Below are 26035 nucleotides of genomic sequence, written 5' to 3' on the forward strand. Positions count from 1 at the left end.
GCCAAGCATTCCGAATAAGTGGATAAGTCTAATATCTGATAAGGTAGGTCTCTAAAAAATATGTCGGCACTAAGGGAAGTGCTTAAAAAGCTAAACAGATTTTATAAAGGGGATCGTTATGTCAATTGAAATATCGTGTTGTAATTGTGAAGCTTGTGAAGCTTCTGAAGCCGAGCTTTTTGAAAGACTGGATGAAGTATTAAAGGACTACGCCAATAAGCCCGGAGGTCTTATTCCAGTGCTTCAGATTGCGCAAGGAATCTTCGGCTACCTGCCGGAAAGTGTCCTTAAGCGGATTTGTCTGGCTCTTAACAAGTCTTACAGCGAAGTTGCAGGAGTGGTAGGGTTTTATTCCTTTTTTTCCACCGTGCCCCGAGGCAAACATGTAGTTCGGATATGTATGGGAACCGCCTGTTACGTGCGTGGGAGTAAAAAAATACTCGATACCCTGAAAAACACTTTAGGCATAGACGTTGGAGAGACGACGGAAGACAAGCTGTTTTCGCTTGAGGTTGCTCGTTGCTTTGGTGCATGCGGTTTGGCCCCCGTGATATCCATAGATGATGAGATATACAAGCAGGTAAAGGCCTTGACCGTAAACAATATCCTAAAGCAGTACAGTTGATATCAGGAGATGAAAAATGGTGAAACTTAAGATTGAAGATTTTCAGAAGATAAGGGATGACATATTGAAGAGCATGTCCCAAAGAGAAGAGGGGATGAGGGCTCAGAGCTTGGTTAAGCCGGAAGCTCCTGATGTTGAACCCGGCGAAGTCGAAGCTGTTGCCGTAACCCCCGAGGTCTTGAAAGAGGGCCGATTCGACCTGCTGATATGCGGCGGGACCGGCTGTCACTCTTCCGGGAGCATAAAGATCAGAGAGAGACTTTTGAAAGAGATCGAGGACAGGGGGCTCTCGGAGAAGGTCAGGGTGGTGGAGACCGGGTGTAACGGTTTTTGCGCTCAAGGGCCGATAATGGTGGTCTATCCGGGGGGGATTTTTTATCAGCTCCTCACCCCCGAGGACATGCCCGAGCTGATCGACGAGCACATCGTGAACGGACGTCTCGTGGAGAGGCTGATGTATCTGGACCCCATCGAGAAGAAGCATCTACCGAGGATGAAAGATATATCTTTCTTCAAACATCAGGAGCTGAGGGTTCTTCGGAACAGGGGCCTAATCGCCGCCGAAAAGATCGACGAGTATATCGCGAGGGACGGCTATACGGCCATGATCAAGGCCTTTACTAAGATGACCCCCAAAGAGATCGTCTCCGAGGTAAAGGACTCGGGTCTCAGGGGACGCGGCGGTGGGGGCTTCATAACCGGACTGAAGTGGGAGCTCTGCAGCAGGTCCGAGGGTGACGTCAAATTTGTCATCTGCAACGCCGATGAGGGCGACCCGGGAGCGTTCATGGACAGAAGCGTTCTCGAGGCCGATCCCCATGCGGTCCTTGAGGGGATGATGATAGCCGCAAAGGCGATCGGCGCCCATAAGGGCTATATCTACTGCAGGGCCGAGTATCCGCTGGCGATAACCAGGCTGACAATCGCCATCGAGCAGGCCGCAAACTACGGACTTTTGGGTAAGGATGTCCTTGGCACCGGCTTCGACTTCGATATCGAGATCTGTCAGGGCGCCGGCGCCTTCGTCTGCGGGGAGGAGACGGCCCTCATGCGCTCCATCGAGGGAAAGAGGGGCGAGCCGCGTCCCCGGCCCCCGTTTCCCGCCATAAAGGGGCTCTGGGACAGCCCGTCGGTGCTCAACAACGTAGAGACATTCGCAAACGTCCCATCCATCATAAATCACGGGGCGAAGTGGTACCGCTCTATGGGGACGGAGAGGAGCCCGGGAACCAAGATCTTCGCACTTACCGGAAACGTGAACAGGGTCGGCCTCGTGGAGGTCGAGATGGGGATACCTCTCGGAAATATCATCTACGACATCGGCGGCGGTATTCCGAACGATAAAAAATTCAAGGCCGCGCAGATAGGCGGCCCGTCGGGCGGGTGTATCCCCAGGGAACACCTGAATGTGCCCATAGACTTCGAGTCCTTGACGGAGCTGGGCGCGATAATGGGTTCCGGCGGATTGATAGTCATGGACGAGGATACCTGTATGGTGGATATGGCTCGCTTCTTCCTCGAGTTCGTCCAGGAGGAGTCGTGCGGAAAATGCACCCCCTGCAGGGTCGGAACAAAGCGTATGTTGGAGATCCTGACTAATATATGCCAAGGAAAGGGGAAAGAGGGCGACATAGAGAGATTGATCGATCTGGGCGAGACCATAAGGGACACCTCACTGTGCGCACTGGGACAGACCGCCCCGAATCCGGTCCTTTCGACGATAAGATATTTCCGCGACGAATACGTGGCCCACATTCGGGACAAAAAGTGTGTCGCCGGAGTCTGCCCCGATTTGGTGAGGGCGCCCTGCCAGAACGCCTGTCCTGCTGGAGTCGACGCCCCTGGATACATCTCCCTTATCGGGGAAAAGCGCTACGACGAGGCGATTCTACTCCACAGGGAGAGAAATCCGCTCGCCGCGATCTGTTCGCGCGTCTGCTTCCACCCCTGCGAGGATAAATGCCGAAGGGGATCTTTGGATTCACCCGTGGCCATTCGCCGCATAAAGAGGTTTATGGCCGACAAGGATAAAAACTTCAAGATTCCCGAGGTGCGCGTGAATGAACAAAACGCCAAGAAAAAGATAGGAATCATCGGCTCCGGACCCGCCGGACTGTCGTGTGCCTATTTTCTTGCCCGCCTGGGCTATAAACCCACGATCTTCGAGGCCGAGTCTAAGCCCGGGGGAATGCTCCTGCAGGGAATTCCGGCCTACAGACTTCCGAGGGATATCCTCAAAAAGGAGATCAAGATGATCGAGGATATGGGAGTCGATATCAAGACCGATGTCAGACTGGGGAAGGACATTACTCTTGAAGGCCTGCGTGATCAGGGATACGACGCCGTCTTCATCGGTGTGGGGGCGCCCACGGGGAGCCTTATGAAGGTGAAGGGCGAGGATACCCAGGGTGTAATAGACGGAATCGGCTTTCTGCGTCAGTTCAATATGACGGGGAAGGCCCAGGCAGGCAAGAACGTTATAGTCATAGGCGGAGGCAATGCGGCCGTGGACGCCGCCCGTACGGCTCTACGGCTCGGTGCGGAGTCCGTCACGATAGCCTACCGTCGAACGAGGGAGGAGATGCCGGCCTACAAAGACGAGGTCGAGGAGGCGGAGCGCGAGGGCGTTAAGTTGAGGCTTTTGATGGCTCCCGACGGGGTAGTCGCCGGCAAGGACGGCCGTGTAAAGGGGATGACGTTCAAGCAGATGGAGCTCGGCGAGTTTGACAAAAGCGGGCGGCGGCGTCCCGTGCCGATAAAGGACGCAGACCTCTTCATAGAGGCGGATCAGATAATCGCCGCTATAGGCCAGACACTGAACCCGGAGGAGATGCTCGACAAAACCAAGCCCAAGCTTAATAAGTGGGACTATTTCGAGGTGAATCCGATTACGGGTCAGACATCGATAGAGTGGGTATTCGCCGGCGGCGATGCGGTTACCGGGCCCTCCTCCGTAACGGAGGCCGTGGGTCAGGGCGAGAGGGCCGCCTTCGGGATAGACCTTTTCCTGACCGGAGCCGATCACGCATTCTGGAGAGTGTACAAGGAGTCGGATGTGTTCTTTGACCCGGAGGCGGACCCCAAAGATTACCCGCGCGCCGAAACCAAACTCCTGGATGTGTCCAAGCGCAAAAAGAATTTTAAAGAGGTAGAGCTTGCCTGCGCCGAGAAGGTCGCCATATGCGAGGCGAAGAGATGTCTTCGCTGCGATTACAGAGAAAAAGAGGAGGTTACACAAAATGCTGCATCTAACTATTAATGATATTTCGGTTGAGGTTCCGGAGGGCACGACCATCCTCGAAGCCGCTAAAGGCTCCGGCATACACATCCCCTCATTGTGCTATATGAAGGACCTCACGCCTATTGGGGCATGCCGCGTTTGTCTTGTCGAAGTCGAAGGGGCAAAGACGCTTGTGGCCTCCTGTATAACCCCCGCAAGAGATGGAATGAAGGTATATACAAAGACCGCGAGGGTTAGAAACGCCCGGCGCAACGTGGTGGAGCTCCTGCTCTCCGAACATATAGGAGAGTGTCAAACGTGCGACAGGAACTACGACTGCGAGCTGCAGGCCGTCGCCCGGGAGCTTGGGGTCAGGGATATTGCGTATCCGGGGGAAAAGGGCAGGCAGTTGATCGATAAAAGCACCCCGGCGCTGGTACGGGATACGGGCAAGTGCATAAAGTGTCGGCGTTGTGTCACCGTGTGCGGGGAGGTCCAGGGAGTATCGGCCCTCTTCCCCCAGGAGCGCGGTTTTGACACGGTCATCGGCCCCGCCTTTGCCCTGGAGCTCGACGACATCGTCTGCGTACAGTGCGGTCAGTGCTCGGCGGTCTGTCCCGTTGGGGCGATCAGCGAGAAAAACCAGATAGGCGAGGTCTGGGCGGCGCTGGACGACCCGGACAAGCACGTTGTGGTTCAGACGGCCCCAGCCATTCGCGCCGCCCTGGGCGAATGCTTCGACAACCCCCCGGGAACCCTTGTTACCGGAAAGATGGTCTCCGCGCTCAGGAGAATCGGCTTTGACGCCGTGTTCGACACCAACTTCGCGGCGGATTTAACCATCATGGAAGAGGGGACGGAGCTTCTGACCCGTCTTAAAACGGCGCTGGTCGACAAAAAAAAGGTCGCCCTGCCGATGTTCACGAGCTGCTCTCCCGGCTGGATCAAATACATAGAACACTTTTACCCCGATATGCTCGCGAACGTATCCACATGCAAATCGCCCCAGCAGATGTTCGGTGCGGTCGCCAAGACCTACTATGCCGAAAAGCTGAATAAAAAGCCCGAGGATATATTCGTGGTGTCCATCATGCCGTGCACTGCTAAGAAGTACGAATGCCAGCGGCCCGAGATGAACGACAGCGGCGTTAGGGATGTAGACGTTGTGTTGACCACAAGAGAACTCGGCCGTATGATCAAGGAGGCCGGCATAGACTTTAATTCTCTCCCCGACGACAAAATGGACGCGCCGCTGGGAATGTCCTCCGGAGCGGCCGACATCTTTGCGAATACGGGCGGCGTTATGGAGGCGGCTCTCAGGACGGCCTACGAGATTGTAACGGGCAAATCACTGCCGTTTGAGAATCTCCATGTCAAAGATATAGTGGGACTCGAAGGCGTCAAAGAGGCGTCCGTCACGATCTCCGAGACCGTCCCTGAGTGGTCTTTCCTGAAAGGGGCGACCTTGAACGTGGCTGTCGCCCACGGCCTGGGAAATGCAAGGAAGGTGATCGAGAGGGTCAGGGCAAAAGAGGCGGATTACCACTTCATAGAAATTATGGCCTGCCCGGGCGGGTGCATAGGTGGAGGCGGCCAACCGCGCATGACCACAAAAGAGACCCGACTGGCCAGAATCAACGCAATATACCGCGAAGACGAGGGGAAGAAATTGAGGAAGTCTCACGAGAATCCCGAGATAAAACAGATTTACGATGAGTTTTTGAAAGAGCCGCTGGGCAAGAAATCCCATAAACTGCTGCACACAAAGTACACGCCCAGAACGAGGGTTTAGCAAAAGGCGGGAAGCCAAAGGGAGGCGCCAATAATCGGGATGCGGTGAAAAGAGGGTGGGTGCGAGCGTCGGATGGGAGATGATAGTTGGAAGGGCGGACGGAAGGTGATTGTTGGAAGGGTGGATGGGGGATGAAGGGATGGACGGGAGATGATAGTTGGATGAATGGACTGGAGATGATAGTCTGAAACCACGATTTTTTCGCGATCAGCGCGATCAGTTATAAATCCGACATAAGCTTGAAATCAAAAACATTTGTGGCTCTTGGAACTGAAGTTGTTTTAAGCGGAATATGGCAGGTGTTTCTTGTTAAATGTTTTTGACGATTCAAGCGAAGCGGGAAATCTTAAAGAGATTTCCCGCTTTTTTTTGCCGCGTTTTTTTTTGCCGCGCTTTTTTTGATAGATCAATAGAATAGAGATCAAAGATTGTTCACCGGAATAATGGAATCACAAACAGTTATCCCCGCATCATAGAGCGGCAAGGCGGCGGCTTTACCACCGACAACGGCGGGGCGTTCCCCCGTTCCCCTCTCCCCGTCAACCCTTAAAAGAGTACCAATGCATAGACGATCAATGAACGGGGGGGAAGCCTCTATTTCTTTCTTCTCTCAAATGCCGACTCGATTGTTTTAATAAGCTCTTCCTTTTTCACCGTCTTTTGAAGGATAAACTCCGTCTTGAGCTCCTCGGGAGCGATCATGTCCAAATCCTGCTTGATTCCAAGGGTGGACAGGATAATCCTGGGGATGTCCTTTATCTTCGCGTTTTCAGCGAGTCTCTGAATCATATTGAAGCCCTCGGTGTAGGAATCCATGATAACATCGATGATGATTAGGTCGGGGGCCTCCGATTCGGCCTTCTCGAGTCCCTCCACGCTGTTTTCCGCCTCAATGACTTGATATCCGTCCGATTCGAGAATCTTTCTGGTCGCCCGCCTGAAATCCTTGTCGTCGTCAACCAACAGTATCTTCTTCTCACTTTTTTCCATCTCTGTTTCCCCCTCTAAAGTCTACAAGTTCATAAAGAAACCCAATTAATAACCTTTGGACATCACTGAAAACCGCAAAGCCTCCCCTCTTTATTCAATTCTCTTAAATCCCCATTCCTATACCACCACCCCCCTACCCCCCCACCTCGACTCCCCCTACTCTTACTCCCCCTGCCCACCGATTTAACCCTTGAAGATCGGCAGATAAACCGTAAAAGTGCTTCCCTCCCCGTATTTGCTCTTGACCTCGATCGTTCCGCCGTGTGCCTCGACGAATTTTTTTGTAATGGAGAGTCCCAGCCCCGTTCCCTCTATGTCTTTTGTTTCCTCCGACTTGACCCGATAAAACCTGTCGAAGATCGATGGCATATCCTTCTCCGGTATTCCGATACCGCTGTCCTCAAAAGATATAAAGCAGTTCTCCTCGCCGTAACCGACGGTTATCGTTATCTTTCCCGAGTCGCGGTTGTATTTTACCGCGTTCGAGATCAGGTTCGCAAACACCTCGCCGATGACCCGCACACTTCCATATACCGGCGGATGATCATTTGGGCAGTCAAGCTTGATTTCGATATTACGCTCCTTAATAAAGGGCATCAGGAACTCGACGCGCTCATTGAGCACCTTCACGATATCGATCGGCTTGAAATCGCTTCTGGCCTTCTTGGGGTCAAACTGGGCGAAGACGAGCCAGTCCTTTATCGAATCAATCAACTCGCTGAGGCGTATATAAGAGCGCTCGAGGAGCTCGCGGGTCTCACCCGAGATTTCACCCGTAATATTTCCCAGAACCACCTCAAGATATTTATTTATTGCTATCAACGGCGTCTGAAGCTGATGGGATATAATAGAGATGAAGAATTCCGACTGGATCCTCTTCTCCCTCTCAATGGCCTCCTTTTCCGCGGCAAGCCTTCCTGCCTCCTGACCACGCTGAACGGTCAAAAGGATCTTTTCCGGGGAGACCGGCTTTGCCAGAAAATCATAGGCCCCCCTTCTCATCGATTCCACCGCATACTCAACTGTCGCGGAATCGGTCAGGGCGACCTTAACGATTTTGGGATCAATCCCGGTTATCTTCTCGAGGAGCTGAAGACCCTCGCCGCCCGGCGCCCCGATGTCCACGATAACCAAATCGGGCTTGAGGCTTCTTACCTTGTCAATCCCCGCCTCACTGTTTTCCGCAAGCTCCACCCTTAAGCCTTTCGTCGAGAATATATCGAGACACGAATCGCGAACGACTTTATCTTCATCCATTATAAGGATTGTCGACTCCTCGCGAGATACTTCGTTTAAAACCGTTTTTTTCTCTCTATCCGCCAATTATAAGGCTCCCTGATTGTTTTGAAAATCCCGATATCCCTTGTTACAAAAATTATACTGCTATTCTTGCATTATTCAACAAAGAACTTTCTTAAATTCAATTTTTATAATCGCCTTTCAACAGGATATTCTCCTTCACGGCATAAAGCCGTCGGTTCAAGGACCGACCTTTACTTTACCGGAAAGAAGACCGTCACACTATAACATCCTGCGATAACGTCCTAATATAAGTATAAGAATTGTATTTCATCCTCTCGAGTATTCTCCCGCTTCGAAATTCCCTATATTCTAACATATCCTCCGTCACAATTTTAAGATAAATCGATAGCGGTCACAGACGGATGTTCGCTTTTTTGTGGGCAATTTTACTTACAATACTCTCTTTATCTCATGGATTAAAAAATCCAAAGCCGTTTGAGTTTATAAAGCAAAATGCCCTTATATTTACATGTTCCTCCGTTCGAAGAATTCTTACAAAAATATCTGTATTATTGTAGTCAATCCCAATATTATCGTAACAATTCCTATGATGATTTTCATGATTCTGCTTTTTACTATCTTTACCGTGTAAGCGGAAAACGGTACGGAAATAACCGCGCCGATTATAAGATAGGGAGCCAACAACCAATCGATCACATCCTTTGTAAGGATGTATGCAGCTACGCCGACGATGCACGTAATCCCTTCCGCCAGCGAAGTTATAGCAACGGCGTTTTTTTCGCTGACTCCGGAAACCAGCTGCCCCCCTACAACTACGGGCCCGTAACCGCCGCCGCTGATCCCTTTGTTAAAGGAGGCTATCAGTCCAAGAATAGTGATCTTCTTCCACGAGAATTTATACTCCTTGTTGATCGTAGCGATAATTACTATGCCGATTAAAAAGATCAGAATCCCTATATAAAGCTTGAGGTAAAACTTCGGCAAGTTTATCGCGATAAAGACAGCGGCTACGGTCCCGACAACACTGCAGAGGGTTATGACTATGACAACTTTAAGACTCTGTGGAAATCCGAGTCTTATGCTGTTTAAAACCCCTATCTCTTTTAACGAGGAGTAAATCCTTTTAACGTTCATAGTTTTGGGTTTGAAATCGACATTGCCGATTGCGTGATGGGTAAATCCGGCCAATAATCCCGTTATCAGCTCGGAGAGCAAAATAGAGGGAACAATTTGAAGGGGCTCATATCCCATAAGCAGCAGAAGCGGGGTCAAGGTCGTTCCGTAACCCATGCCTAACGAAGAGTCAATGTATTCTGCAAGAAATGCCATTACTACAATGACTATTCCTATCTGTAATCCTAATTCTAAAAGCACTTTTGTTCTCCTTTAAAAACTATACATTTGAACTGTGTGAATATTTATCATTGTTCTATTAAGACACGATAATGCCTTGAAAAAAGGCAAAATCCCCTTTCCACATCCAGTCTTTGATACTATCTCGAAGACAAAAGAACACAAAATACAAATCGGTTTTGTACTTAAAAAGACCTTTTTCCATTTATTATTACCAAATGCGTGTTTATTCCAGATAAAGGTTATGTAAATTTTATGTTAATTTTTTCCGGGCGCGCGTGTGTAAAATCTGAGGGTCAAAGAGGCAGCTATTATCGAAATCCCGCCGTAAATATCTATATTTTTTAACATCTTCAATCCAATTTAAGCCTGCAATTTGAATTTCACCTTCAATTAGACTATACTTAAAGAGACCATATTGATACTGACATCTAATTTTGAGACATCTAATTTTGAAAATTCGGTGATTTATGAAACCAAAAAGCGGTGGAAATATTTCCGCACTCTTTGACGATATCTCGAGGAAGTACGACTTTCTAAACCGGGTTCTGAGCTTCAACGCCGACATCGGCTGGAGGAGGAAGCTTGTCAAATTATCCGGAGCTTCAACCGGAGATAAGGTTCTCGACGTTTGCGCGGGAACGGGCGACATTGGGATAGAGTTAGCCACGGTTGCCCCCGTGGACAAGATATTCGGCGTCGACTTCTCCCTCGAAATGCTTAAAGAGGGATCAAAAAAGATAGGGGAAAAAGGTTATAAGGGCAGGGTCATAAGTTTCATCGCCGATGCCCTGAACCTCCCCTTCGGGAGCGAAACCTTTAACGTGGTGACAATAGGATTCGGCCTCAGAAACCTCACCGATTACAGGGCGGGAATCTCGGAGATGACGAGGGTCCTTAAAGGGGGCGGGCGGCTTATGATCCTCGAGTTTGCCATGCCGGAACGGAAGATCGTAAGCACCATCTACGGCCTCTACCTGAAGCGGATACTGCCTATAATCGGGGGGGTCTTGACCGGCAAAAAGAGCGCCTACGATTACCTGTCCGATTCCATTGCCGGCTTCCTCAAGCCGATGGAAGTGATTGAAATAATGAGGGCGGAGGGTCTTGTAAATCTCGAGTCATTCCCCATGATGGCGGGGACGGTGTATATTTACAGGGGCGAAAAATAGATGCAATTCCTTGTAAAGAAAGATTGTTATGCTATAATTCGGCCGTGAGTCCACCGCCATAAAGGACTTTTATATTGTTTCAATTCAATAATTCTCTAAACAAAGGAAGGAGCATCATGAACACCAAAGCTCTTCATAAAATCAGTTACGGTATGTACATTTTGACGTCAAAAAAGGGAGATAAGATCAACGGACAGATAGCCAACGCCGTAATTCAGGCGACCTCGGAGCCGGTCACCGTCATCGTATGTGTGAACAAACAAAACTTTACACACGAGTGTATGGAAATCAGCAAGGTCTTCACGCTTTCGATCCTGGCGGAGGATGCCCCGATCAAATTGATCGGGAACTTCGGCTTCAAGTGCGGAAGGGATATAGACAAGTTCGAGGGGATAAACTACAAATTAGGTCAAAACGGCGTCCCTATAGTCTTGGACAACGTCGTGGCCTTTTTGGAATTTGAGCTGATAAATCAGATCGATGTGGGAAGCCACACAATATTCGTGGGAGTATTTATCAACGGGGACATCCTCTCCGAAGAAAATCCCATGACCTACGCGTATTATCATTACATCAAGGGCGGAAAGGTCTCTAAAAATGCGCCCCATTATATAAAAGCTGAAAATGAAAATAGCTCCAAGGCAAAAGGAGATGCAAAAATGGACAAGTATGTGTGTACCGTTTGCGGGTACATTTACGATCCCGCTGAGGGTGATCCCGAGGGCGGTATAGAGCCCGGGACTCCATTCGAAAAGCTGCCCGACGATTGGGTCTGTCCCGTGTGCGGAGCGTCCAAGGACGAGTTTGAGAAGGAGGAGTAGAGGGAAGGGGGAGTTGCGAGTTGAGAGGAGGGGCTTCATTGAGAAGATCACTCCCATTTTTTAATGGTAACTTTTGGCTTTTTGTCATCTAAAGAGGACAGATGAGGGCCGGTAGGCCGTTGGATATTGCCTCGCGACAATTACTGACCAAGGATCGCCCGCAGGAATTTAAGAATTAAAATAGTCACAAATATCTATTTCCCGCTTAAGTTTATCGTGAATTTTTCGCGCATATTGAAAATCTCTATTCGGAGGAGGAGATGAAGAAAACAAGGTCTTTTCTGATTATCTTTGCGCTGTCCATTTATATTGCAATTCTCATCAACCCGCTCAACGCCTTTGCCCAAAACGCCGACGACTGGTTCATTAAGGGCTTCGACAGCACCGATCCGAAAGAGGAGATCAAGTACTACACCAAGACCATCGAGATCGATCCCACGTATGTACAGGCGTACCTCTATCGGGGAAACGCCCACCAGAAGCTCAAGATGTACAAAGAGGCGATATACGACTACACAAAGACGCTCGAGCATGACACCGCCTACGGCTTTATAGACCTCGCCTACGACGGCCTGGCGTGGTGCCATTTATATCTGGGAGAGTACGAAAAGGCATTAGACGATATCAACAAGGCCCTTGATTACAAGCCGGATTTCTTCACGCTTTTGATCACGAGGAGCAATATCTACCAGGCGATGGGGAGGTACGAAGAGGCGCTTACCGATCTCAACAAGGCCTCGGCGGAAGACCCAGGCCCCGGCTACAGTCCCATCTACTACCGCGCCTTCTATGAGAGGGGGCTCCTCTACAAAAAGATGGGGAAGATTTCAAAGGCGGTGAGCGATTTCAAGACCGCCTGCGACATGGGGGGCGAGGAGGCCTGTGAGGCGTTGAAAGAGCTGAATAAATAGAGATCGGTAAGTTTCCTCTCCTGATCCGTATCGATAGGCTGCATCGACTTCTTTGGATTTAGATCGCTGGCGATGTTTTGAAATTAAGGGAGGAAGACTCCACATCGCCATGTTGATACCGATATTTTAGGTCCAATTGAGATAAATACGCTTTAAGAAGCTTTTATCGATTCCTGATTCAAATAGATGGAGCGGCCAGTAAAAACCAACGGCCGCTCCTTTTTTGACAAAACTGGATTTTTCCTATCGCCGATTCAATCCTTTGCCGTTTGATCTATTGCTTGCGGTACTTGACGTAAAAGTATCCCCACGCGACGAAGAAGGCCGCAAACAAAATGACCATCATCCAAAATGTCGCCGGTATAAGACCGAGCATAACCGAGCGAAGGAAAGTAAGTGCCGCAAATAATGTCCAGACAACTTCAAAAAGCACAACAATCCTTACCTCACTCCATTGTTTTGCGAGATATCCGAACAAGTCTTTTATCGCAAGGGATAGGGTAAAAGCACCGATAACCCTAATCGGTTCAGGGTCCAAGAGAGCCCATTGCATCGATTTTGCCCATGTAAGAGGGATGAAGAGGAGTAAAACCCCAGAAATCAAACTAATAATTCCATGGACTGCAAAAACCGCTTTCAATCCCCTCGATAATCCGGTTTCTTTTCCTTTAGCCATGACAGCCTCCTAAAATAAGGTTAATGGACACGTAAAAAACCTATGAGCATTCCCAACCTCTATCAAACCATTAACAATGGTTTTTTAAATCACGGATTTTTTGAAGCCAGCCGAATATTTACCAAACCTGAATTTTCAGAGGAAGATCGTAACCAACAAGAGGTAACAGAAAGGGTAAGAACGTCAACCTTTTTTACGACAAAGGAGATTCGCAGTATTAGGAACAGAAGACCTTAAACAATTTTCAAAGCGAATTTTACAAAAGAAAACCTAATTGGTGTCAAGTCTTACGGTTATTTATTACGGTTCAATTTAGCATTAAACAATTTCCTTTGTCAAGCCTTATTTTCGGCAGTACGACGGGAAGAACGGCATGAGAAAAACATGATTCTTCAAAACTTCAGGGAGATAATTTGCCTATAATCTCCGAAAGCTCAAAGAGGGATTCCCCGATCACCAGGTCCGAGGCCGCGGCAACGTCTTCAGAGACGTTCCCGAACCCGACCGAAAAGCCCGCCTCGACAAACATCGGGATGTCGGAGGGGCCGTCCCCTACGGCGATCACTTCGGCCGGATCGATCCCCATCGAATCGGCGAAGCGGACAAGCGCCGTCCCCTTTTCGTCGTGCCCCACGGCGATCTCCACGCCCCCGGTAAAGACGCCGTCCTCCAAGACGAGGCGGTTCGCAACGGAAAAGTCGACCCCGAAGTCCCCGGCGATCCTGTCGGTCAGAAGCGTCAGCCCCGTGGAGATGAGCCCGGCAACGAGCCCCGAAGCCCCGATCCGGTCAAAAAGCTCCCCTATCCCGTCCCTGTAGGGGAGCTCCATTACCATCTCCTCCATCCTTGCCGCCCGAATCCCGGCCCAGAGGAGGGCGTCTCTTTCGCAGAACTCTCTATAGGAAATCAAACCGGCGAAGAAATCCTCCTGGAACTTCTCCGCATTCCCCGCCCAGAGGCCGAGCCTTTCGTGGATATACTGCCATACGCTCTTCTCCGTCGTCAAAACGCCGCAGACGTCGAGGGCCACCGCCTTGTATCTCACGGCCGAATATCCCTTAAAACCAACAGTAAAATATCATTTTTGACGATATAAAAAACATCATAAAATAGCAAGAACAAATGAACCCGCAAAAAGGAGGGATAAAAGGGAGTTTAGGCTTGCGAAATCCGGCCGTAGGAAGTATAATTCTACATCAAAACGCAAATCGAGGAGGATTGTATGAAGGGTTTGACCATAAAAGGTTTAAGGGCGGGCGCCTTTTCATCCAGCGCCGGAAAAATATCGATCTCCCTTCTCACCATTCTTCTTCTCTCCCTCTTTTGCTTCTCCACCGCAACAGCCAACGACGACGCGGAGAATTCAATCCCCCCTGCATCGAGTAAACGGATATGTACAATGGCGGTCAGCGGTGGGCGCGAGCTGGGCCTCCTTGTCCTCGGGATCGGCTGGGAGGCGGTCAGGATCGTGCTGCCGGAGGCGCGCCCGGAGAAGGATAAGGACATCGATGAGCTGATTATCTCCATAAAGGAGCGAAAATCAAAGTTGCATTAGAATATTCGATAATTTGAAAGGAGACTCGATTGCTGTACGAAATTTCTGAAGAGCAGAGGATAATTATCAACACGCTGAGGGGCTTTTGCGAGGAGAAGGTAAAACCGGTCGAGGAGGAGAACGACAGGGAGGGGAGATACCCCGAAGATCTGGTAAAGGAGATGGCGAAGCTCGGCTTTTTCGGCTCGGCCATCCCGGAGAAGTACGGCGGGAACTTCGTCGACTACTTCACACTTACCCTCCTCTCCGAGGAGTTCTCAAAATATTCCCCGTCCCTTGGAACCATTATGGGGGCGTCGTCGCTCCTTTTCGGGAACAACCTCTCCCGAAACGGAACGGAGGAACAGAAAAAGAAATACCTGCCGCTTGTGGCCTCCGGCGAGTGGATGGGCTGTATGGGGCTTACCGAGCCGGGGGCGGGATCGGACGCCATGGGACTCTCCACGACGGCCAAAAAGGTAGGAGACGAATATATTTTAAACGGCACCAAGACCTTCATCTCCAACGCCCCCGTTTCGGACGTGGCACTGGTCTACGCGACGCTGGATAAATCCTTGGGCCCCAAGGGAATCTGCACCTTCATCGTGGAGAGCGGCTTCGAGGGATACTCGGCGGGCAAGAAATTCGACAAGATGGGCCTTCGTTCATCGCCCACGGGCGAGCTTGTCTTCGAAGACTGCCGCGTGCCGGCGGCCAACCTCGTCGGCGGCGAAGAGGGTCTCGGCGCAAAGCAGATGATAGGCGGACTTGACACAGAGAGGGTCGGGTGGGGAGCGATGAGCCTGGGGCTTGCCCAGGGAGCCTTCGACGAGGCGTTGAAGTACTCGATGGAGCGGGAACAGTTCGGCGGCCCCATCTATAACTTCCAGATGATTCAGAAGATGATCGCCGATATGGCCACCGAGATCGAGGCGGCAAGGCTCCTCCTCTACAACGCTGCCGCCATCCTGGACAAGGGTGGAAAGGCCCGCCTCGCGGCATCGTATGCAAAGCTGTTTTCCTGCGACATGTGCATGAGGGTCACCACGGACGCTGTTCAGATCCACGGCGGATACGGGTATATTAAGGAGTTCCGGGTCGAAAGGATGATGCGGGACGCGAAGATCTTCTCCATCGGCGCCGGGACGTCCGAGGTCCAGAGGATGATAATCTGCCACTACCTGAGACCGTAGATACCTCAAAGGCCAAATAAATAAACAAATGGACTACGGCGGGTGGAAACGATGAACGGCGGTGAGAGATAGGTTATGGCCGACTTTCCCACGGCGGACATGATTGAAAAGGAGCCGAACCGATCAATCTCAGGGGGGGGAGGGATGAGGAAAGAGTGATGGAAGATTCAATCACGACGAATGGAATAGAGGTCAGGCCGAACAGACCGGCCAGGGGGGGTGATGCAGGGGGAAGGAGGGGAGCGCTCTACTTCTTGAGATACATCCCAATGGGATTGATCCGGCTTTATCAAAAGACCCTCTCCCCGGACCACAGTCCGTTGATGATGAGGCTCCTCTCCCACGGTGTCTGCAGGTTTTACCCGACCTGCTCCGAGTACACCTATCAGGCCGTCGAAAAGTACGGGATCGTAAAGGGGGGCTGGCTGGGATTGAAGAGGATCGTCCGGTGTAACCCTTTTAACCCGGGGGGGATCGATCCGGTGCCTTAATTTTTTTCGCCGTTGCCGTCCTTCATGTCTCATCCGCTGACCGAGGCGGCGATGATCTCTTAAATTTCATAAATTGGAGTCAAATTATGAAGCATAAAACGAAAGCAGTCTCAAAAAAAATGTCAAGGCTCGCCGCGATTCTCCTTGTGGCCCTGGCCATATTTCTGCCAAGGGCGCTTCTCGCCGAGGAGACCCTGAAGCTCGCCACAGACGAGCGCGGGAAGTTCCTTTGGGTAATGGGGACAAAGATCGCAAAGGCCCTGAACGACTCTGGGATTCCCACAGAGGTTCTTGTCACGGGGGGGGAGGATGAAAACCTCAAACTGCTGTCAAGCTCAAATGTTGATATAGCCCTCGTAACCGCGCCGGCCCTGAACGACTATCTGAAGGATAAAGGAGGAAACAACGGTCTCTTAACGATCACGGCCCTCTGGCCCAGGATGGCTCATTTCGCACTTCTGGACAAATTCATCAAAACAGGAACACTGGCCGACTTCCACCGGAGGAGAGTCTACCTGGGGCCTGAGGGGAGTCAGGAGAGGCGGATCGCCGAGGAGATTTTTCGATCGATGGACATAAAGACCAAGAGATTGGTTATGAACGTCGACGAAACCAACATCATTGATATCATGACAGACTATATCGTTCAAAGGCTGGACGGGGCGGTCTTCATAGATTACGTTCCATCGTCCACCGTGGCCTCTATCCTCGGCAAGACCGGCCATTACTACAAGCTGATCCCCGCCGAAAAAGAGCCCGCCGGCCTTGAAAAAGGCTACTTCAAGGCGGTGGTGCAGGAGGAATTATATCCATATCAACACGAGGATTACATAACGATCGGGGTTGGAAGCTACCTGATATCGAGGGGTGAGCTGTCGGAAGACACGGCCCATAAAATCGTTGAGGCGATCTTCAACAGCGTTGAAGATATCGAGAAGGACTTCAGCTACGGCTTCGGATTGAAGAGGGAGAACGGGGCGATGAATTTCGTATTACCCATTCACCCGGGCGCCGAAGAATATTTCAGGGCCGTCCCCTGATCTCGATCAACGGGGGACGTTTCGACCGATGCAATCTATTAAAGGGGAGAGTCTCGATCGGGCGTTTGAGCCCCTTGAAGTTGAACAGGGCGGGCCATTACTTTTATAAGGTGTGACGCCGCTTTATCCCCGTGTTCCCCCGTCTCTTTATCACGTCACGTCTTCTATTTGAGGCCATTCAACCGTCCTTGCAAGCAACGTTTGAATCACAATCAAGCCAAATCCCAACATGAGGAGCCGGGCCGACTGGGATTGCCGAACGTCATTCCCCCTTTAAGCCGTACGGCTGATTTTTAGGGGCCGGCGGCCAAGATCGAAGCGAGACCGCAAGACCACTCTCAACAACGGCCGTTAAATATATGAGATTTGAGGCTATCCCGCCCTCTGTACAATCCCTATTCCTTTAGCGGGATGAGGTAGAGGACGCCCCCCTCGTAGTCGAAGATCAGGTCGTACCTCTCGAGGAAAGAAAGCCCCAGCCCGCCGACCGTCGATTCCGGGAGGCAATCCCGCCTCGATACCTGATCGAGATCGACGTTCTCAAAGACCATTCCGCCGATGTTAAGGGACCCTGCGGCATAAGCGTCACCTTCCCCCTCAACCCCCTCCTTTTTAACAATGAATCCAAACCCCCCGAAGCCGGTGTCGACTGCAAAGGAGCCGGAGACGCCGTCCACGACGCCGGAGACCAGGGGCACCCCCCCGTCTACGGCGATCCTGAGCTTTCTGGCCCCCTCAGGCGGCGTGAAACCTTTCCTGTCGTATATGGTCAGCTTTCCACCCGCAAGATCGAGGCGCACGGGATTTTTCGCCATGAGGGTATACCCGATGACCCCTTTAACGGAGACCCCCCTTTCCCCCACAATCATTCCCAGCTCCTCCGTTGCAAAGAGGGCCGAGGTTATCTCAAGTTTTTTCCTCATCAATCCGAGCGTGAGATCGAGGGGCCTGGTTACACAAAAGGGTGCGCCGCCGGAGTCGGTGCGGTGATCGAAGATCTCCCCGGGGCAATCCCCCCTTCCGGCATCGACGGCGGGAAGGCTGCCCCAGCCGGTGTCCAATATGAACTTTTTCCCGATTCCGCCGATATTTACATTAAGGGCTATATATTCTCCCCCTTTGCCTTTTATTTTGGAGAGGATTAACTCCACGGCTTCGGCACCGTCCGTAAACGAAGCCCCGCCGCTCTCAACGGGGGGAGGGAAGTCACAGGCTTTAAGCCCCGGGTTCAGCTTCAGGGACTCGACGTTTAATACCATCGTCGTTTTGCCTGCAAAAATCAATCTCCCGGGGAACTTGACCCCGGCCATAGATTTATAGTCCTCAAAGGACACCTCAAACTTGCCCCCCCCGGTCTCCATGGCGAGGCCCTTTATCAGGTGTGTCTCCGGGTCGAGCCTGATTTCTGTTCCGAAGTTGGCGCCCGTGTCCATTGTGAATACTTCGGGATCGTCCTCACGCTCCGGCATTAGGGGGATTGTCATATCCTTGATGTATGCGTAATTGAAGACGGCGGATAGGGCATACAGCGACTCAGAGTCAAGGCCCGAAAGCTTATTCACCGCGCCGTCCGCTGTTTTGACGAACACCCCCGCCGGCGACCTGAACCAGACCGCCTCGAAGATCTCGTTTTCTATCTTTACCTCGAAGTAATCCTTGTAGATACCTCTTATAGTGACAGTGCCGGGAATGCCGTAAAAATCGGCCGTCCCCGAGATGGCGAAGCTATCGACCGATTTTATCTTTCCCCTCCCGCCAACGGCGCTTATGTGCCTCGAGATCACCGTTTCGGGATTCGTGGCGTCGGCCCCGACCGGAAACAGAAGAGATACGAGCGTGAAGGCCGTCAGAAAGAGCAATGTCAAAAACAGCGAAAGAGACATCGCTTTAAAGCCGCTGCAGATGGATTTTAAACACGATTTGGATACAAACATCTTCTCCCCCTCCTAATCATTTGTTTGACATTATTTCATCCGGGGGTATTATGTCAAGATGGAGCGGATTAGATATTCATTAGACAGGAATTAAATTTTTTTAATCTAATTTTTTCTATATGTGGACTGTCCAAAAACCGGGCATTTTTCAACAAGATGAAGAAATACAGGGTAAAAACAGCCGTTTTTTCTGCGGTCATGACGATCGCCATTGTCGGCCACGGGTCGACAACCGCTGGCTATAAAACGCCGGTTCCAATATCTATCTGGCTTGTAAAAAGCTGGGCCTGCCAGCTGCAGGGGCTCGAATACGATGGGGCGGTCGAGAAGCTCGCAAGTCTTGAGGTCGACATGCTGGTCGTCGAGCCTATGTCCACGCTGAAAGAGGACGACGGCTTCGACGCGGTGGGGATGGTTAAAAGGCTCATGGATTCAGGCTCCACAAACCCTAATTACAGAAAGCTGATCTTAGCCTATGTGGACATCGGCCAGGCGGAGGAGTGGCGCACCTACTTTAAAGATGACTGGCGCCCCCCCGCACGGTTTCGCCCGGGGCGGCCCGACTTTATGGTAGGCATTGACCCGGACGGCTGGTCGGGAAACTACCCTGTCGCCTACTGGGACAAGAGGTGGAAGGAAATAGTAATCTACGGAGTTATCTACGGCGAGAGGAGCGTCTTGAAAGAGGTCGTCGACCTCGGCTTTGACGGGATATACATGGACTGGGTGAAGGCCTACGACGACGAGTCGGTGATCAAAAAGGCGAGGGTTGAGGGGAGAGATCCGGCCGCGGAGATGGTCAAGTTCATAGGCGAGATAAGGGAATATTCAAGTAAGAGAAATCCCGACTTTCTCGTAGTCGCCCAGAATGGACCGTATCTTATTGAGGAGGCCAAAGGCTATCTCGACGTGATCGATGCGATAGCCATAGAAGACCTCTCATTTTCCGGGGGCGGGGACACCTACTGGGACGACCCCGAGAGCGGGGATATAAAAACCCCGAGGGGCACATGCAGATGGTGCCGGGATGACCTCGCCAGGGTCCTTGTGAAATACCTGAAGGCGGGCAGGCCCGTCTTTACGGTCGACTACTGCATAAGGGCAGAAAACGCGAGGGAGGCGAGGGAATATTCAATCTCCAGGGGATTCGTCCCCTTCGTATCCAGGACTCCCTTGGACAGGCTCCCATGATTATCGGAAGCCCTGACAATAAACCATGACCGCCAATTTAACTTGATGGACATCAGCTCCCTTAATCTATCTCCTTTTCCGCCTCCTCAATTATCCCGAGGCAGACGGAGAGGGCGTCGGCGAGCCTCTCCTCGCCTATGTTCTCCGGTTTGTCCTCCGGCGAGTGCCAGAGGCTGAAGAGGTTCGTTTCGTCCATCCCGAAGAGGCAGGCGGATTTTCCGCCCCCCTTGATTATCGCGTAGGAGTCCGTCCCGCCGTAGGTGATTGCGACCTCCTCGAGGTCGAACCCTCTGCGCCCGCCCCCCCTCTTGATAATCTCGATTACCTCGGGAGAATAGGCCATCCCGTGGTGTTTCTCCCTCTCGATTATCGCCAACGTCCCGGCGCCCACCGTCTCGATGTTGACGTTGAGGGCATCCTTTATCGTCCCCCGATGGGCCTCGGCAAAACCGTTAGAGCCGTAGCCGAAGACCTCCTCAGACCCGAAGGATACGAGCCAGACCTCGGTATTTTTAAGTCTGTTTTCCTTGAGACAATTCCCTATCCCTATGAGGACCGCCACCGCGGACAGGTTGTCGTTGGCTCCGAGGTTCTCCTCGTTCGTGAGCATATTTGCCCTGAAAAAGAGGGCCAAAAAAAGCCCCAGGACTATGACCGGAAAGAGGGTGTCCCACCAGCCCATGCTTTTCGGAAAATCGTACAGGTTTATCACGGGGCCGGCGAAGATCGCCCTCGCAACGCCCGCCGGGATCGTGAGGACGAGTCCAAAGACCACCCCGTTTTCCATCCTGTGGACGTTCCGCTTATACGGCGGGGAGAGGAGCGGCATCATGTACGGGCTGTCGTGGTGGCCGGAGAAGATAAGAGTCTTCTTTTTCTCCCCCTTCGCCCTGTAAACGCCGACCACGTTTTGGGTCTCGCCCGCCTTCAAAAAGAAATCGATGACCTTCGGCGAGACCTTCCGGGCGAGGAGGAGAAAGGCCAGCGCCGCGGACGTAATCAAAACTGTGGCGGCGGGAAAGAAGGGATATGCGACAACCGCAGCGAGGTAAGAATAGGCCAATATCCTTATCATCGCCCTTAAATGCTCCGGGTACGTGGGCATTCTTTCGATGGAGGTCTCGGCGCCCCTCTCTCGAAACTCCTTAGCGATCATCTCGGCCGCCGCAGCCTCACCCTCGCTTCCGGCAGTCCTTGTGCCAACATCGGCGATCACCCTCTCTATGAAGGGCTTCAACCTCTTTTTCATAATATCCTCTCCGTAATCAACGCCAAGAATTCAGACATCCAGCACCCCGCCAATACTAAAATTGCATAATTATCGCCCGATGTCAATAAAACGGGTGGAAAAAGTTTTTGACTTCCCCAGGCCTTTCATGTATACCTTTATCTAAAATTATAACGTTTTTCGAGCGATAATCTAAATCGTTGAAAGGGGGAAGTCTTGAAGAAGGATTTAAGAAGATTTGTGCCAAGCACCAAACCGCTGACCCTCAAGGAGATCATCCTTTACAACCTCGCCGGATTCTCATTCAATATTTATGATACAATTTTATACGCCTGGGTCATGTACTTCTACATCACCGCCACAACCGGACACGCCCAATATATCACCACGATGCTCGTCGGGGTCATCCTCTTCGGGGGGAGGATTCTGGACGCCCTGACCGACCCGTTCATCGGGTACATGAGCGACCGGACGAAGACGAGGTGGGGACGAAGGAAGCCGTACATGTTCATCTCGTACCCCATCCTCTTCATCTCGTTTGTCCTTGTCTGGACGCCCCCCGTAAACGGCACTCACATATACAACGCCCTCTACCTCGGCGCCGTACTCTTTTTCTATTACTGGTCATACACCGGGGTCTTGATCCCCTGGTTCGCAATGCTCCCCGAGATGAGCAGGGACAACCAGGAGCGGGTGAAGATCGCCTCGATAGGCGTCGCCATCGGCGTATTTGCGGCGCTCCTCGCCGGGGGTATCGCCCCCATCCTCTACCAGAAAACGGGCGCCTTTATGATGGCGCTGGTATTCGGACTCGTGGGCTTTATAGTCGGGGAGTTCGGCCTTTTCGGCACGAGGGAGCGCTATCGGCCCGATCTGGAAGAGGAGACACCCGGCTTTTTTACCGCGATGAAGGCGACTTTTCAGGACAGGCAGGTCCTCTCCTTCGCGATAATGATCATGCTCGTTCAGCTCACGTACCAGCTTATGCTCATGATAGTCCCGTTCCTGACGACACTGGTGCTCGGCCTGGAGGAGGGGATGTCCTCCATAATCCTGGGAGAGGTGATATTTCTCATGGGGGCCGTGGTCCCGCTCTGGTTCTACCTCCTGTCGAAGTTTCCAAAGCGCAACGTCTTTCGGGGGATCATCGTCACTATGATCGTGGGATTTGTCGGCTGCTACTTCATCGGCGAGTACCCATTCGGCTCCCCCCTCGTTCAAGCGATGTTGATAATCCCAATAGCGGCGATACCCATCGGGGGGATGTTCACCGCTGTTCTTGGGATCATCTCGGACCTGACAGACCTGGGGGAGCTCAAGACCGGAAAGAGACGGGAGGCTATCTACTTCGGCATCTACGGGATAGTGAGGAAGTTCGGCTGGGCCTTCTCCTCCATCATACTGACCGGCGTCTTCACGATCTTCGACCCGAGCGGCAAGCCGACGGTATTCGGCGTCAGGGTGGTGTGGCTCATGTGCGCGGCGGTCTGCCTCCTGGGGCTTTTGGCGTTCATACCGTATAAGCTTGGCGACACAAAGGAGGAAACGAAAAAGATCATGGGGCTGTAGCTGGACGGATAAAAAGCCTTTAATCCCTGTCATTCTGGCTGTTGTGTTTCAACGGGAAGGGGTTAGACTTCGACGATCGAAGTTCCTTACGAGACTTAACCAGTCTTTCGATACTACGGATCGATTTTGATAAGGAAATCAGATGATTTAAACCTTTGAAAAAGGCTTGCAAATATTGCGATCCCAAATATGGCAAGTAACTAGCGTTTTTAAGATTTCTGCAAATAAACGGAATTTTGAAGATAATTATGCAAGATTAATGGGGCAGGCTTATCAGAAAAATTTGTTTGAGGAATGAAGATAACTATTATTATCTTTTTTTGTAAGAAATACCTGTTGCCGTTCCTGTTTTTATAACATATACCGTCTTATCTGGCCTATCTATATGATACATAACTCTGGTATTACTTTCCTTCCATCTATAAATTCCCTTATATTTTTTACCCTGTAATTTTACTATACGTTTCGGTTTAGGATGATAAAAGGGATTGTTTTTAACGTCAATTTCAAAATGATCTTTGCATAACTGTTGGTCTGGATGAATTATGAAAAAGGAGTAGTATTCCTCTTCTATGTTGTCAGTTCCAAAGCCGATCTTCCATTCTATATCAGACATTGCTCTTTTCTGATAATTTCTTTTTAAGAGACTCATACCTTGATAAGACTTCTTGTCTTAATTCTGGTATAGAATTTATTTCTGCGGCTTCTTCCCAGCCCCAAATGTAATTTTGTATTTCTTCTTTATCCCCAGAAAAAGATAGTTTTAAAAGTCCACATAAAAGATCGGCTTTATCATCTTCTGAAATATTATCAAGAAGAAAGCTAATTCTATCTTCAATAGAATTTTCTATATTATTTTTCATCTTTGCCATAAGATTTTTTATATATATCGTAATTTGTTTTAAGGGCTTTAATAATAGGCTCCATTAATCCAATTGGTATGGCTATTTCTACTTGAACTGATGCAGCCATAATTTTAGAATCAATCACATCATTTTTTTCTGTATCAGTTAGTGGTGGTCTCGCATCACAAAATGTAAAAGTAAAGTCAAAAGGCCCGTGATTAACTGTAAAGTAATTGGCATAGATCCTTTTAGATTCGGTATCTCTCGTTGGGATTACTTTAACATCAATTGTCTTATTTGATTGTTTATCATTATCCAACATATTATGTACTCCTTATCTATATCTCATGTGATGTCATATAATACCTTATATAATTATCCTCCTCTGCATAAAATATATCAATACTTTTCTATTTATTTTTAAAAAAAGTTATTGTAAAATACAATAATAAAATGTTTTTACTCATTTAATCCCTCTACTGCTAAATTGTACATCTCAAACAAGAAAATGATTAATCACACTTTTCCCAGAATATCATTTCCAAATGCAGTCAAACCATTTATTTGTCGATGATTCTGTTAAACTCTCTTAAATCCTTCACCGGCTTGAAGGGAACCGGGTATTTCCGACCGCAAGGAGTAATCTCCCCAACAGAGTATGTAAAGCCCCTCCGGTTTATACGCCCGGCGGGGCTTTTTTAGCTAGATGAATGAAACGGTTCGATCTCGAATAAAACTCTCTTCCCAAAGCCCCGGCTACCCGTGCCTCAACGCCACCTTGATCGCCCCGTTCTTCCCCTTGTTCAAAAACAGGTCGATCCCCTTGAGGTAGTCCTCCATCGGGAGCACGTGTGTGACAAAGCCGTCGAAGTTGAGATTTCCCTCCTTGTACAGGATATAGGCCGCCTCGAAGCTCGTCATCTCTTTGCCCCGAAATGTCTCCATCCCGTGGCAGTTGATCCCTTTAAGCTCCACCTCTTGATACCAGAAGGGGGAGTAGTCGAGCCTCTTCGGTGAGAAGTTTATCCCCACGATGACCACCGTCCCCTCGGCTCTTGCCCACCTGGCGGCGTTCTTCAGGGTCTGGTCGTTTCCCACCGTGTCGTATATAACGTCAAAGCCGCCGATCACCATCTCGTTTCTGAAGGGGGCCTTGAAGTATTTTCCTCCCGTGATGTCGGCCACCTGTTTAAATATATCCCGCCCCTCGATTATCCCGGTCGCCCCGAGCCTCTTCGCCATATCGGTCTGGTGGGGGTAGCGGGTCGCGATGTAGACCTCGGAGTCGGGCGCCAGCGCCCTTACCACGCTCAGCATGTTCAGCCCGATCGACCCCGCCCCGATTATCAGGACCTTCTCCTTCGGCATCGGCGGCCTCTTAAGGACGGCCCTCACGGAGCAGGCGGTCGGCTCGATCAATATCGCGTCCTCGTCCGGGATGTCCTTGTCGACCTTCATGAGCTGGGTCTTGTGGACGACCATGTAGGGCGAAAACCCGCCCCCCTGGTTTTTGGGCATATCGGGCCAGCCCGGGTTCTCGCAGAGGAGGTAGTTCCCTTTTGCGCACTCCCGGCACATGGGATCAGCCTCATTCTGGAAGCAGCTGGGCCAGTCGATGGTTAGGATGACCCTGTCCCCGTCGCTGAACCCTACCGCCCCCGTTCCCGCCTCTACCACATCCCCCACCACTTCGTGGCCGATGAACTTCCTCGTTACCGCAGGGACGGCGGCGGGCGCGATCTTCGGGTCTATCTCCAGGAAGATGAAGTGGATGTCGGAGCCGCATATCCCGCAGAGCCTGTTTTTCACCTTGACCCAGTTCGGGCCCGGGAGCTTCGGCTCTTCCACCTCCCCGTATCTCACCGGGGAGAGGGGCGAGAGGGCCGCCCGCTTCCAGATCGGCGAGAGCGCCTTTATCAGCGCGATCTTCTTTATATCGGCGTCGAAATATAGTCCTTTCATAATCTTCTCCTCGGTGAAAAATATCTAAAAGTTGCCCCTTTTATACCACTATTTCGACGTGTTTTGAAGGTAATTTAGAGAGTTTTTTCGGAAGATTTTTAGGATTGCATTGGTCTTGAAGTGAATTGTTAAAATGCTTAATTGAAAAAGTTACGATCTTACCTTACAGTTTAGTCGTTTAAAGAGAAGATATTTTATCATAGAAGAGCCATCCCCGAACTTTAA

23 protein-coding genes are annotated in these 26035 nt (G+C 50.7%); 12 read left to right on the forward strand and 11 right to left on the reverse strand.

Translation table 11 applies throughout. The annotated features are described in order from the left end of the window. Positions 1-118 precede the first annotated feature (118 nt). From JW984_06485 to JW984_06495, 3 genes are all read left to right on the forward strand, one after another. On the forward strand, positions 119-625 hold the full coding sequence (locus JW984_06485) for an NAD(P)H-dependent oxidoreductase subunit E (protein MBN1572829.1): 507 nt from the start codon (positions 119-121) through the stop codon (positions 623-625). A 94-nt stretch (positions 626-719) separates the two neighbouring features. Further along, positions 720-3884, forward strand: a complete 3165-nt coding sequence (gene nuoF / locus JW984_06490) for an NADH-quinone oxidoreductase subunit NuoF (GenBank protein MBN1572830.1) — start codon at positions 720-722, stop codon at positions 3882-3884. Continuing rightward, entirely contained in the window at positions 3865-5637 is a 1773-nt protein-coding gene (locus tag JW984_06495) for an iron hydrogenase small subunit (GenBank protein ID MBN1572831.1), read from the forward strand. Before nuoF ends, JW984_06495 begins: the two co-directional genes overlap by 20 nt. Before the next feature lie 594 nt (positions 5638-6231). On the opposite strand, the gene JW984_06500 is transcribed toward JW984_06495, so the two are convergent. The 3 genes from JW984_06500 to JW984_06510 all read right to left on the reverse strand — a co-directional run bounded on the left by JW984_06500 (position 6232) and on the right by JW984_06510 (position 9219). Then, on the reverse strand, positions 6232-6627 hold the full coding sequence (locus JW984_06500; protein MBN1572832.1) for a response regulator: 396 nt from the start codon (positions 6625-6627) through the stop codon (positions 6232-6234). A gap of 183 nt (positions 6628-6810) precedes the next feature. Continuing rightward, complete coding sequence (locus JW984_06505) at positions 6811-7884, reverse strand: hybrid sensor histidine kinase/response regulator (protein MBN1572833.1); 1074 nt, start codon at positions 7882-7884, stop codon at positions 6811-6813. Between the two features lie 537 nt (positions 7885-8421). Next, a complete protein-coding gene (locus tag JW984_06510; protein MBN1572834.1) occupies positions 8422-9219 on the reverse strand; it encodes a sulfite exporter TauE/SafE family protein in 798 nt (265 codons plus the stop codon). A gap of 494 nt (positions 9220-9713) precedes the next feature. Between JW984_06510 and ubiE the strand changes: the two genes are divergently transcribed. The 3 genes from ubiE (at position 9714) to JW984_06525 (ending at position 12147) form a co-directional block, all read left to right on the forward strand. Continuing rightward, positions 9714-10415 carry a bifunctional demethylmenaquinone methyltransferase/2-methoxy-6-polyprenyl-1,4-benzoquinol methylase UbiE gene (gene ubiE, locus JW984_06515; GenBank protein MBN1572835.1) on the forward strand — a complete coding sequence of 234 codons (702 nt, stop codon included), beginning with the start codon at positions 9714-9716 and terminating at the stop codon, positions 10413-10415. A gap of 116 nt (positions 10416-10531) precedes the next feature. Next, positions 10532-11236, forward strand: coding sequence for a rubredoxin (locus tag JW984_06520; protein ID MBN1572836.1), 705 nt, complete (start codon positions 10532-10534; stop codon positions 11234-11236). A gap of 260 nt (positions 11237-11496) precedes the next feature. Further along, on the forward strand, positions 11497-12147 hold the full coding sequence (locus JW984_06525; GenBank protein ID MBN1572837.1) for a tetratricopeptide repeat protein: 651 nt from the start codon (positions 11497-11499) through the stop codon (positions 12145-12147). Positions 12148-12421: 274 nt separating this feature from the next. On the opposite strand, the gene JW984_06530 is transcribed toward JW984_06525, so the two are convergent. Together JW984_06530 and JW984_06535 are read right to left on the reverse strand one after the other, a co-directional pair. Then, on the reverse strand, positions 12422-12823 hold the full coding sequence (locus JW984_06530) for a hypothetical protein (GenBank protein MBN1572838.1): 402 nt from the start codon (positions 12821-12823) through the stop codon (positions 12422-12424). Positions 12824-13223: 400 nt separating this feature from the next. After that, positions 13224-13868, reverse strand: a complete 645-nt coding sequence (locus JW984_06535) for an HAD-IB family phosphatase (protein ID MBN1572839.1) — start codon at positions 13866-13868, stop codon at positions 13224-13226. Between the two features lie 177 nt (positions 13869-14045). On the opposite strand from JW984_06535, the gene JW984_06540 reads away from it, so the two are divergent. The 4 genes from JW984_06540 (at position 14046) to JW984_06555 (ending at position 17081) form a co-directional block, all read left to right on the forward strand. Further along, positions 14046-14378: a hypothetical protein gene (locus JW984_06540; GenBank protein ID MBN1572840.1), complete on the forward strand. Its 333-nt coding sequence runs from the start codon at positions 14046-14048 to the stop codon at positions 14376-14378. 29 nt (positions 14379-14407) lie between these two features. Continuing rightward, positions 14408-15550: an acyl-CoA dehydrogenase family protein gene (locus JW984_06545; protein ID MBN1572841.1), complete on the forward strand. Its 1143-nt coding sequence runs from the start codon at positions 14408-14410 to the stop codon at positions 15548-15550. Positions 15551-15804: 254 nt separating this feature from the next. After that, on the forward strand, positions 15805-16041 hold the full coding sequence (yidD, locus tag JW984_06550; GenBank protein ID MBN1572842.1) for a membrane protein insertion efficiency factor YidD: 237 nt from the start codon (positions 15805-15807) through the stop codon (positions 16039-16041). Positions 16042-16127: 86 nt separating this feature from the next. Continuing rightward, the gene (locus JW984_06555; protein ID MBN1572843.1) at positions 16128-17081 is read left to right on the forward strand and encodes a TAXI family TRAP transporter solute-binding subunit; all 954 of its coding nucleotides are present in this window, start codon (positions 16128-16130) and stop codon (positions 17079-17081) included. Between the two features lie 395 nt (positions 17082-17476). Here JW984_06555 and JW984_06560 read toward each other — a convergent pair whose 3' ends face one another. After that, complete coding sequence (locus JW984_06560) at positions 17477-19015, reverse strand: hypothetical protein (GenBank protein ID MBN1572844.1); 1539 nt, start codon at positions 19013-19015, stop codon at positions 17477-17479. Between the two features lie 156 nt (positions 19016-19171). On the opposite strand from JW984_06560, the gene JW984_06565 reads away from it, so the two are divergent. Continuing rightward, positions 19172-20206 (forward strand): endo alpha-1,4 polygalactosaminidase, encoded by a 1035-nt coding sequence (locus JW984_06565; GenBank protein ID MBN1572845.1) that lies wholly within the window; start codon positions 19172-19174, stop codon positions 20204-20206. 61 nt (positions 20207-20267) lie between these two features. Here the strand turns inward: JW984_06565 and JW984_06570 are convergent, their stop codons facing one another. Further along, positions 20268-21455 carry a M28 family peptidase gene (locus JW984_06570; protein MBN1572846.1) on the reverse strand — a complete coding sequence of 396 codons (1188 nt, stop codon included), beginning with the start codon at positions 21453-21455 and terminating at the stop codon, positions 20268-20270. A gap of 195 nt (positions 21456-21650) precedes the next feature. On the opposite strand from JW984_06570, the gene JW984_06575 reads away from it, so the two are divergent. After that, positions 21651-23003, forward strand: coding sequence for an MFS transporter (locus JW984_06575; GenBank protein ID MBN1572847.1), 1353 nt, complete (start codon positions 21651-21653; stop codon positions 23001-23003). A gap of 310 nt (positions 23004-23313) precedes the next feature. On the opposite strand, the gene JW984_06580 is transcribed toward JW984_06575, so the two are convergent. The 4 genes from JW984_06580 to JW984_06595 form a co-directional block, all read right to left on the reverse strand. Further along, positions 23314-23619 carry a hypothetical protein gene (locus JW984_06580; GenBank protein ID MBN1572848.1) on the reverse strand — a complete coding sequence of 102 codons (306 nt, stop codon included), beginning with the start codon at positions 23617-23619 and terminating at the stop codon, positions 23314-23316. Next, positions 23612-23875, reverse strand: coding sequence for a hypothetical protein (locus tag JW984_06585; GenBank protein ID MBN1572849.1), 264 nt, complete (start codon positions 23873-23875; stop codon positions 23612-23614). The genes JW984_06580 and JW984_06585 overlap by 8 nt, the downstream gene beginning before the upstream one ends. Continuing rightward, a complete protein-coding gene (locus JW984_06590) occupies positions 23856-24170 on the reverse strand; it encodes a DUF3467 domain-containing protein (protein MBN1572850.1) in 315 nt (104 codons plus the stop codon). Before JW984_06590 ends, JW984_06585 begins: the two co-directional genes overlap by 20 nt. Positions 24171-24604: 434 nt before the next feature. Continuing rightward, on the reverse strand, positions 24605-25810 hold the full coding sequence (locus JW984_06595; GenBank protein ID MBN1572851.1) for an alcohol dehydrogenase catalytic domain-containing protein: 1206 nt from the start codon (positions 25808-25810) through the stop codon (positions 24605-24607). Between the last annotated feature and the right edge of the window lie 225 nt (positions 25811-26035).

It is taken from the genome of Candidatus Zymogenus saltonus (assembly GCA_016929395.1).
Lineage (GTDB): Bacteria > Desulfobacterota > Zymogenia > Zymogenales > Zymogenaceae > Zymogenus > Zymogenus saltonus.

Bases quoted from the DNA above. Each gene is read 5' to 3' on its own strand.
- JW984_06485 (MBN1572829.1), top strand. From the start codon at position 119: ATGTCAATTGAAATATCGTGTTGTAATTGTGAAGCTTGTGAAGCTTCT.
- nuoF (MBN1572830.1), top strand. From the start codon at position 720: ATGAGGGCTCAGAGCTTGGTTAAGCCGGAAGCTCCTGATGTTGAACCC.
- JW984_06495 (MBN1572831.1), top strand. From the start codon at position 3,865: ATGCTGCATCTAACTATTAATGATATTTCGGTTGAGGTTCCGGAGGGC.
- JW984_06500 (MBN1572832.1), bottom strand. From the start codon at position 6,627: ATGGAAAAAAGTGAGAAGAAGATACTGTTGGTTGACGACGACAAGGAT.
- JW984_06505 (MBN1572833.1), bottom strand. From the start codon at position 7,884: ATGGATGAAGATAAAGTCGTTCGCGATTCGTGTCTCGATATATTCTCG.
- JW984_06510 (MBN1572834.1), bottom strand. From the start codon at position 9,219: ATGGCATTTCTTGCAGAATACATTGACTCTTCGTTAGGCATGGGTTAC.
- ubiE (MBN1572835.1), top strand. From the start codon at position 9,714: ATGAAACCAAAAAGCGGTGGAAATATTTCCGCACTCTTTGACGATATC.
- JW984_06520 (MBN1572836.1), top strand. From the start codon at position 10,532: ATGAACACCAAAGCTCTTCATAAAATCAGTTACGGTATGTACATTTTG.
- JW984_06525 (MBN1572837.1), top strand. From the start codon at position 11,497: ATGAAGAAAACAAGGTCTTTTCTGATTATCTTTGCGCTGTCCATTTAT.
- JW984_06530 (MBN1572838.1), bottom strand. From the start codon at position 12,823: ATGGCTAAAGGAAAAGAAACCGGATTATCGAGGGGATTGAAAGCGGTT.
- JW984_06540 (MBN1572840.1), top strand. From the start codon at position 14,046: ATGAAGGGTTTGACCATAAAAGGTTTAAGGGCGGGCGCCTTTTCATCC.
- JW984_06555 (MBN1572843.1), top strand. From the start codon at position 16,128: ATGAAGCATAAAACGAAAGCAGTCTCAAAAAAAATGTCAAGGCTCGCC.
- JW984_06560 (MBN1572844.1), bottom strand. From the start codon at position 19,015: ATGTTTGTATCCAAATCGTGTTTAAAATCCATCTGCAGCGGCTTTAAA.
- JW984_06565 (MBN1572845.1), top strand. From the start codon at position 19,172: ATGAAGAAATACAGGGTAAAAACAGCCGTTTTTTCTGCGGTCATGACG.
- JW984_06570 (MBN1572846.1), bottom strand. From the start codon at position 21,455: ATGAAAAAGAGGTTGAAGCCCTTCATAGAGAGGGTGATCGCCGATGTT.
- JW984_06580 (MBN1572848.1), bottom strand. From the start codon at position 23,619: ATGTCTGATATAGAATGGAAGATCGGCTTTGGAACTGACAACATAGAA.
- JW984_06585 (MBN1572849.1), bottom strand. From the start codon at position 23,875: ATGGCAAAGATGAAAAATAATATAGAAAATTCTATTGAAGATAGAATT.
- JW984_06590 (MBN1572850.1), bottom strand. From the start codon at position 24,170: ATGTTGGATAATGATAAACAATCAAATAAGACAATTGATGTTAAAGTA.
- JW984_06595 (MBN1572851.1), bottom strand. From the start codon at position 25,810: ATGAAAGGACTATATTTCGACGCCGATATAAAGAAGATCGCGCTGATA.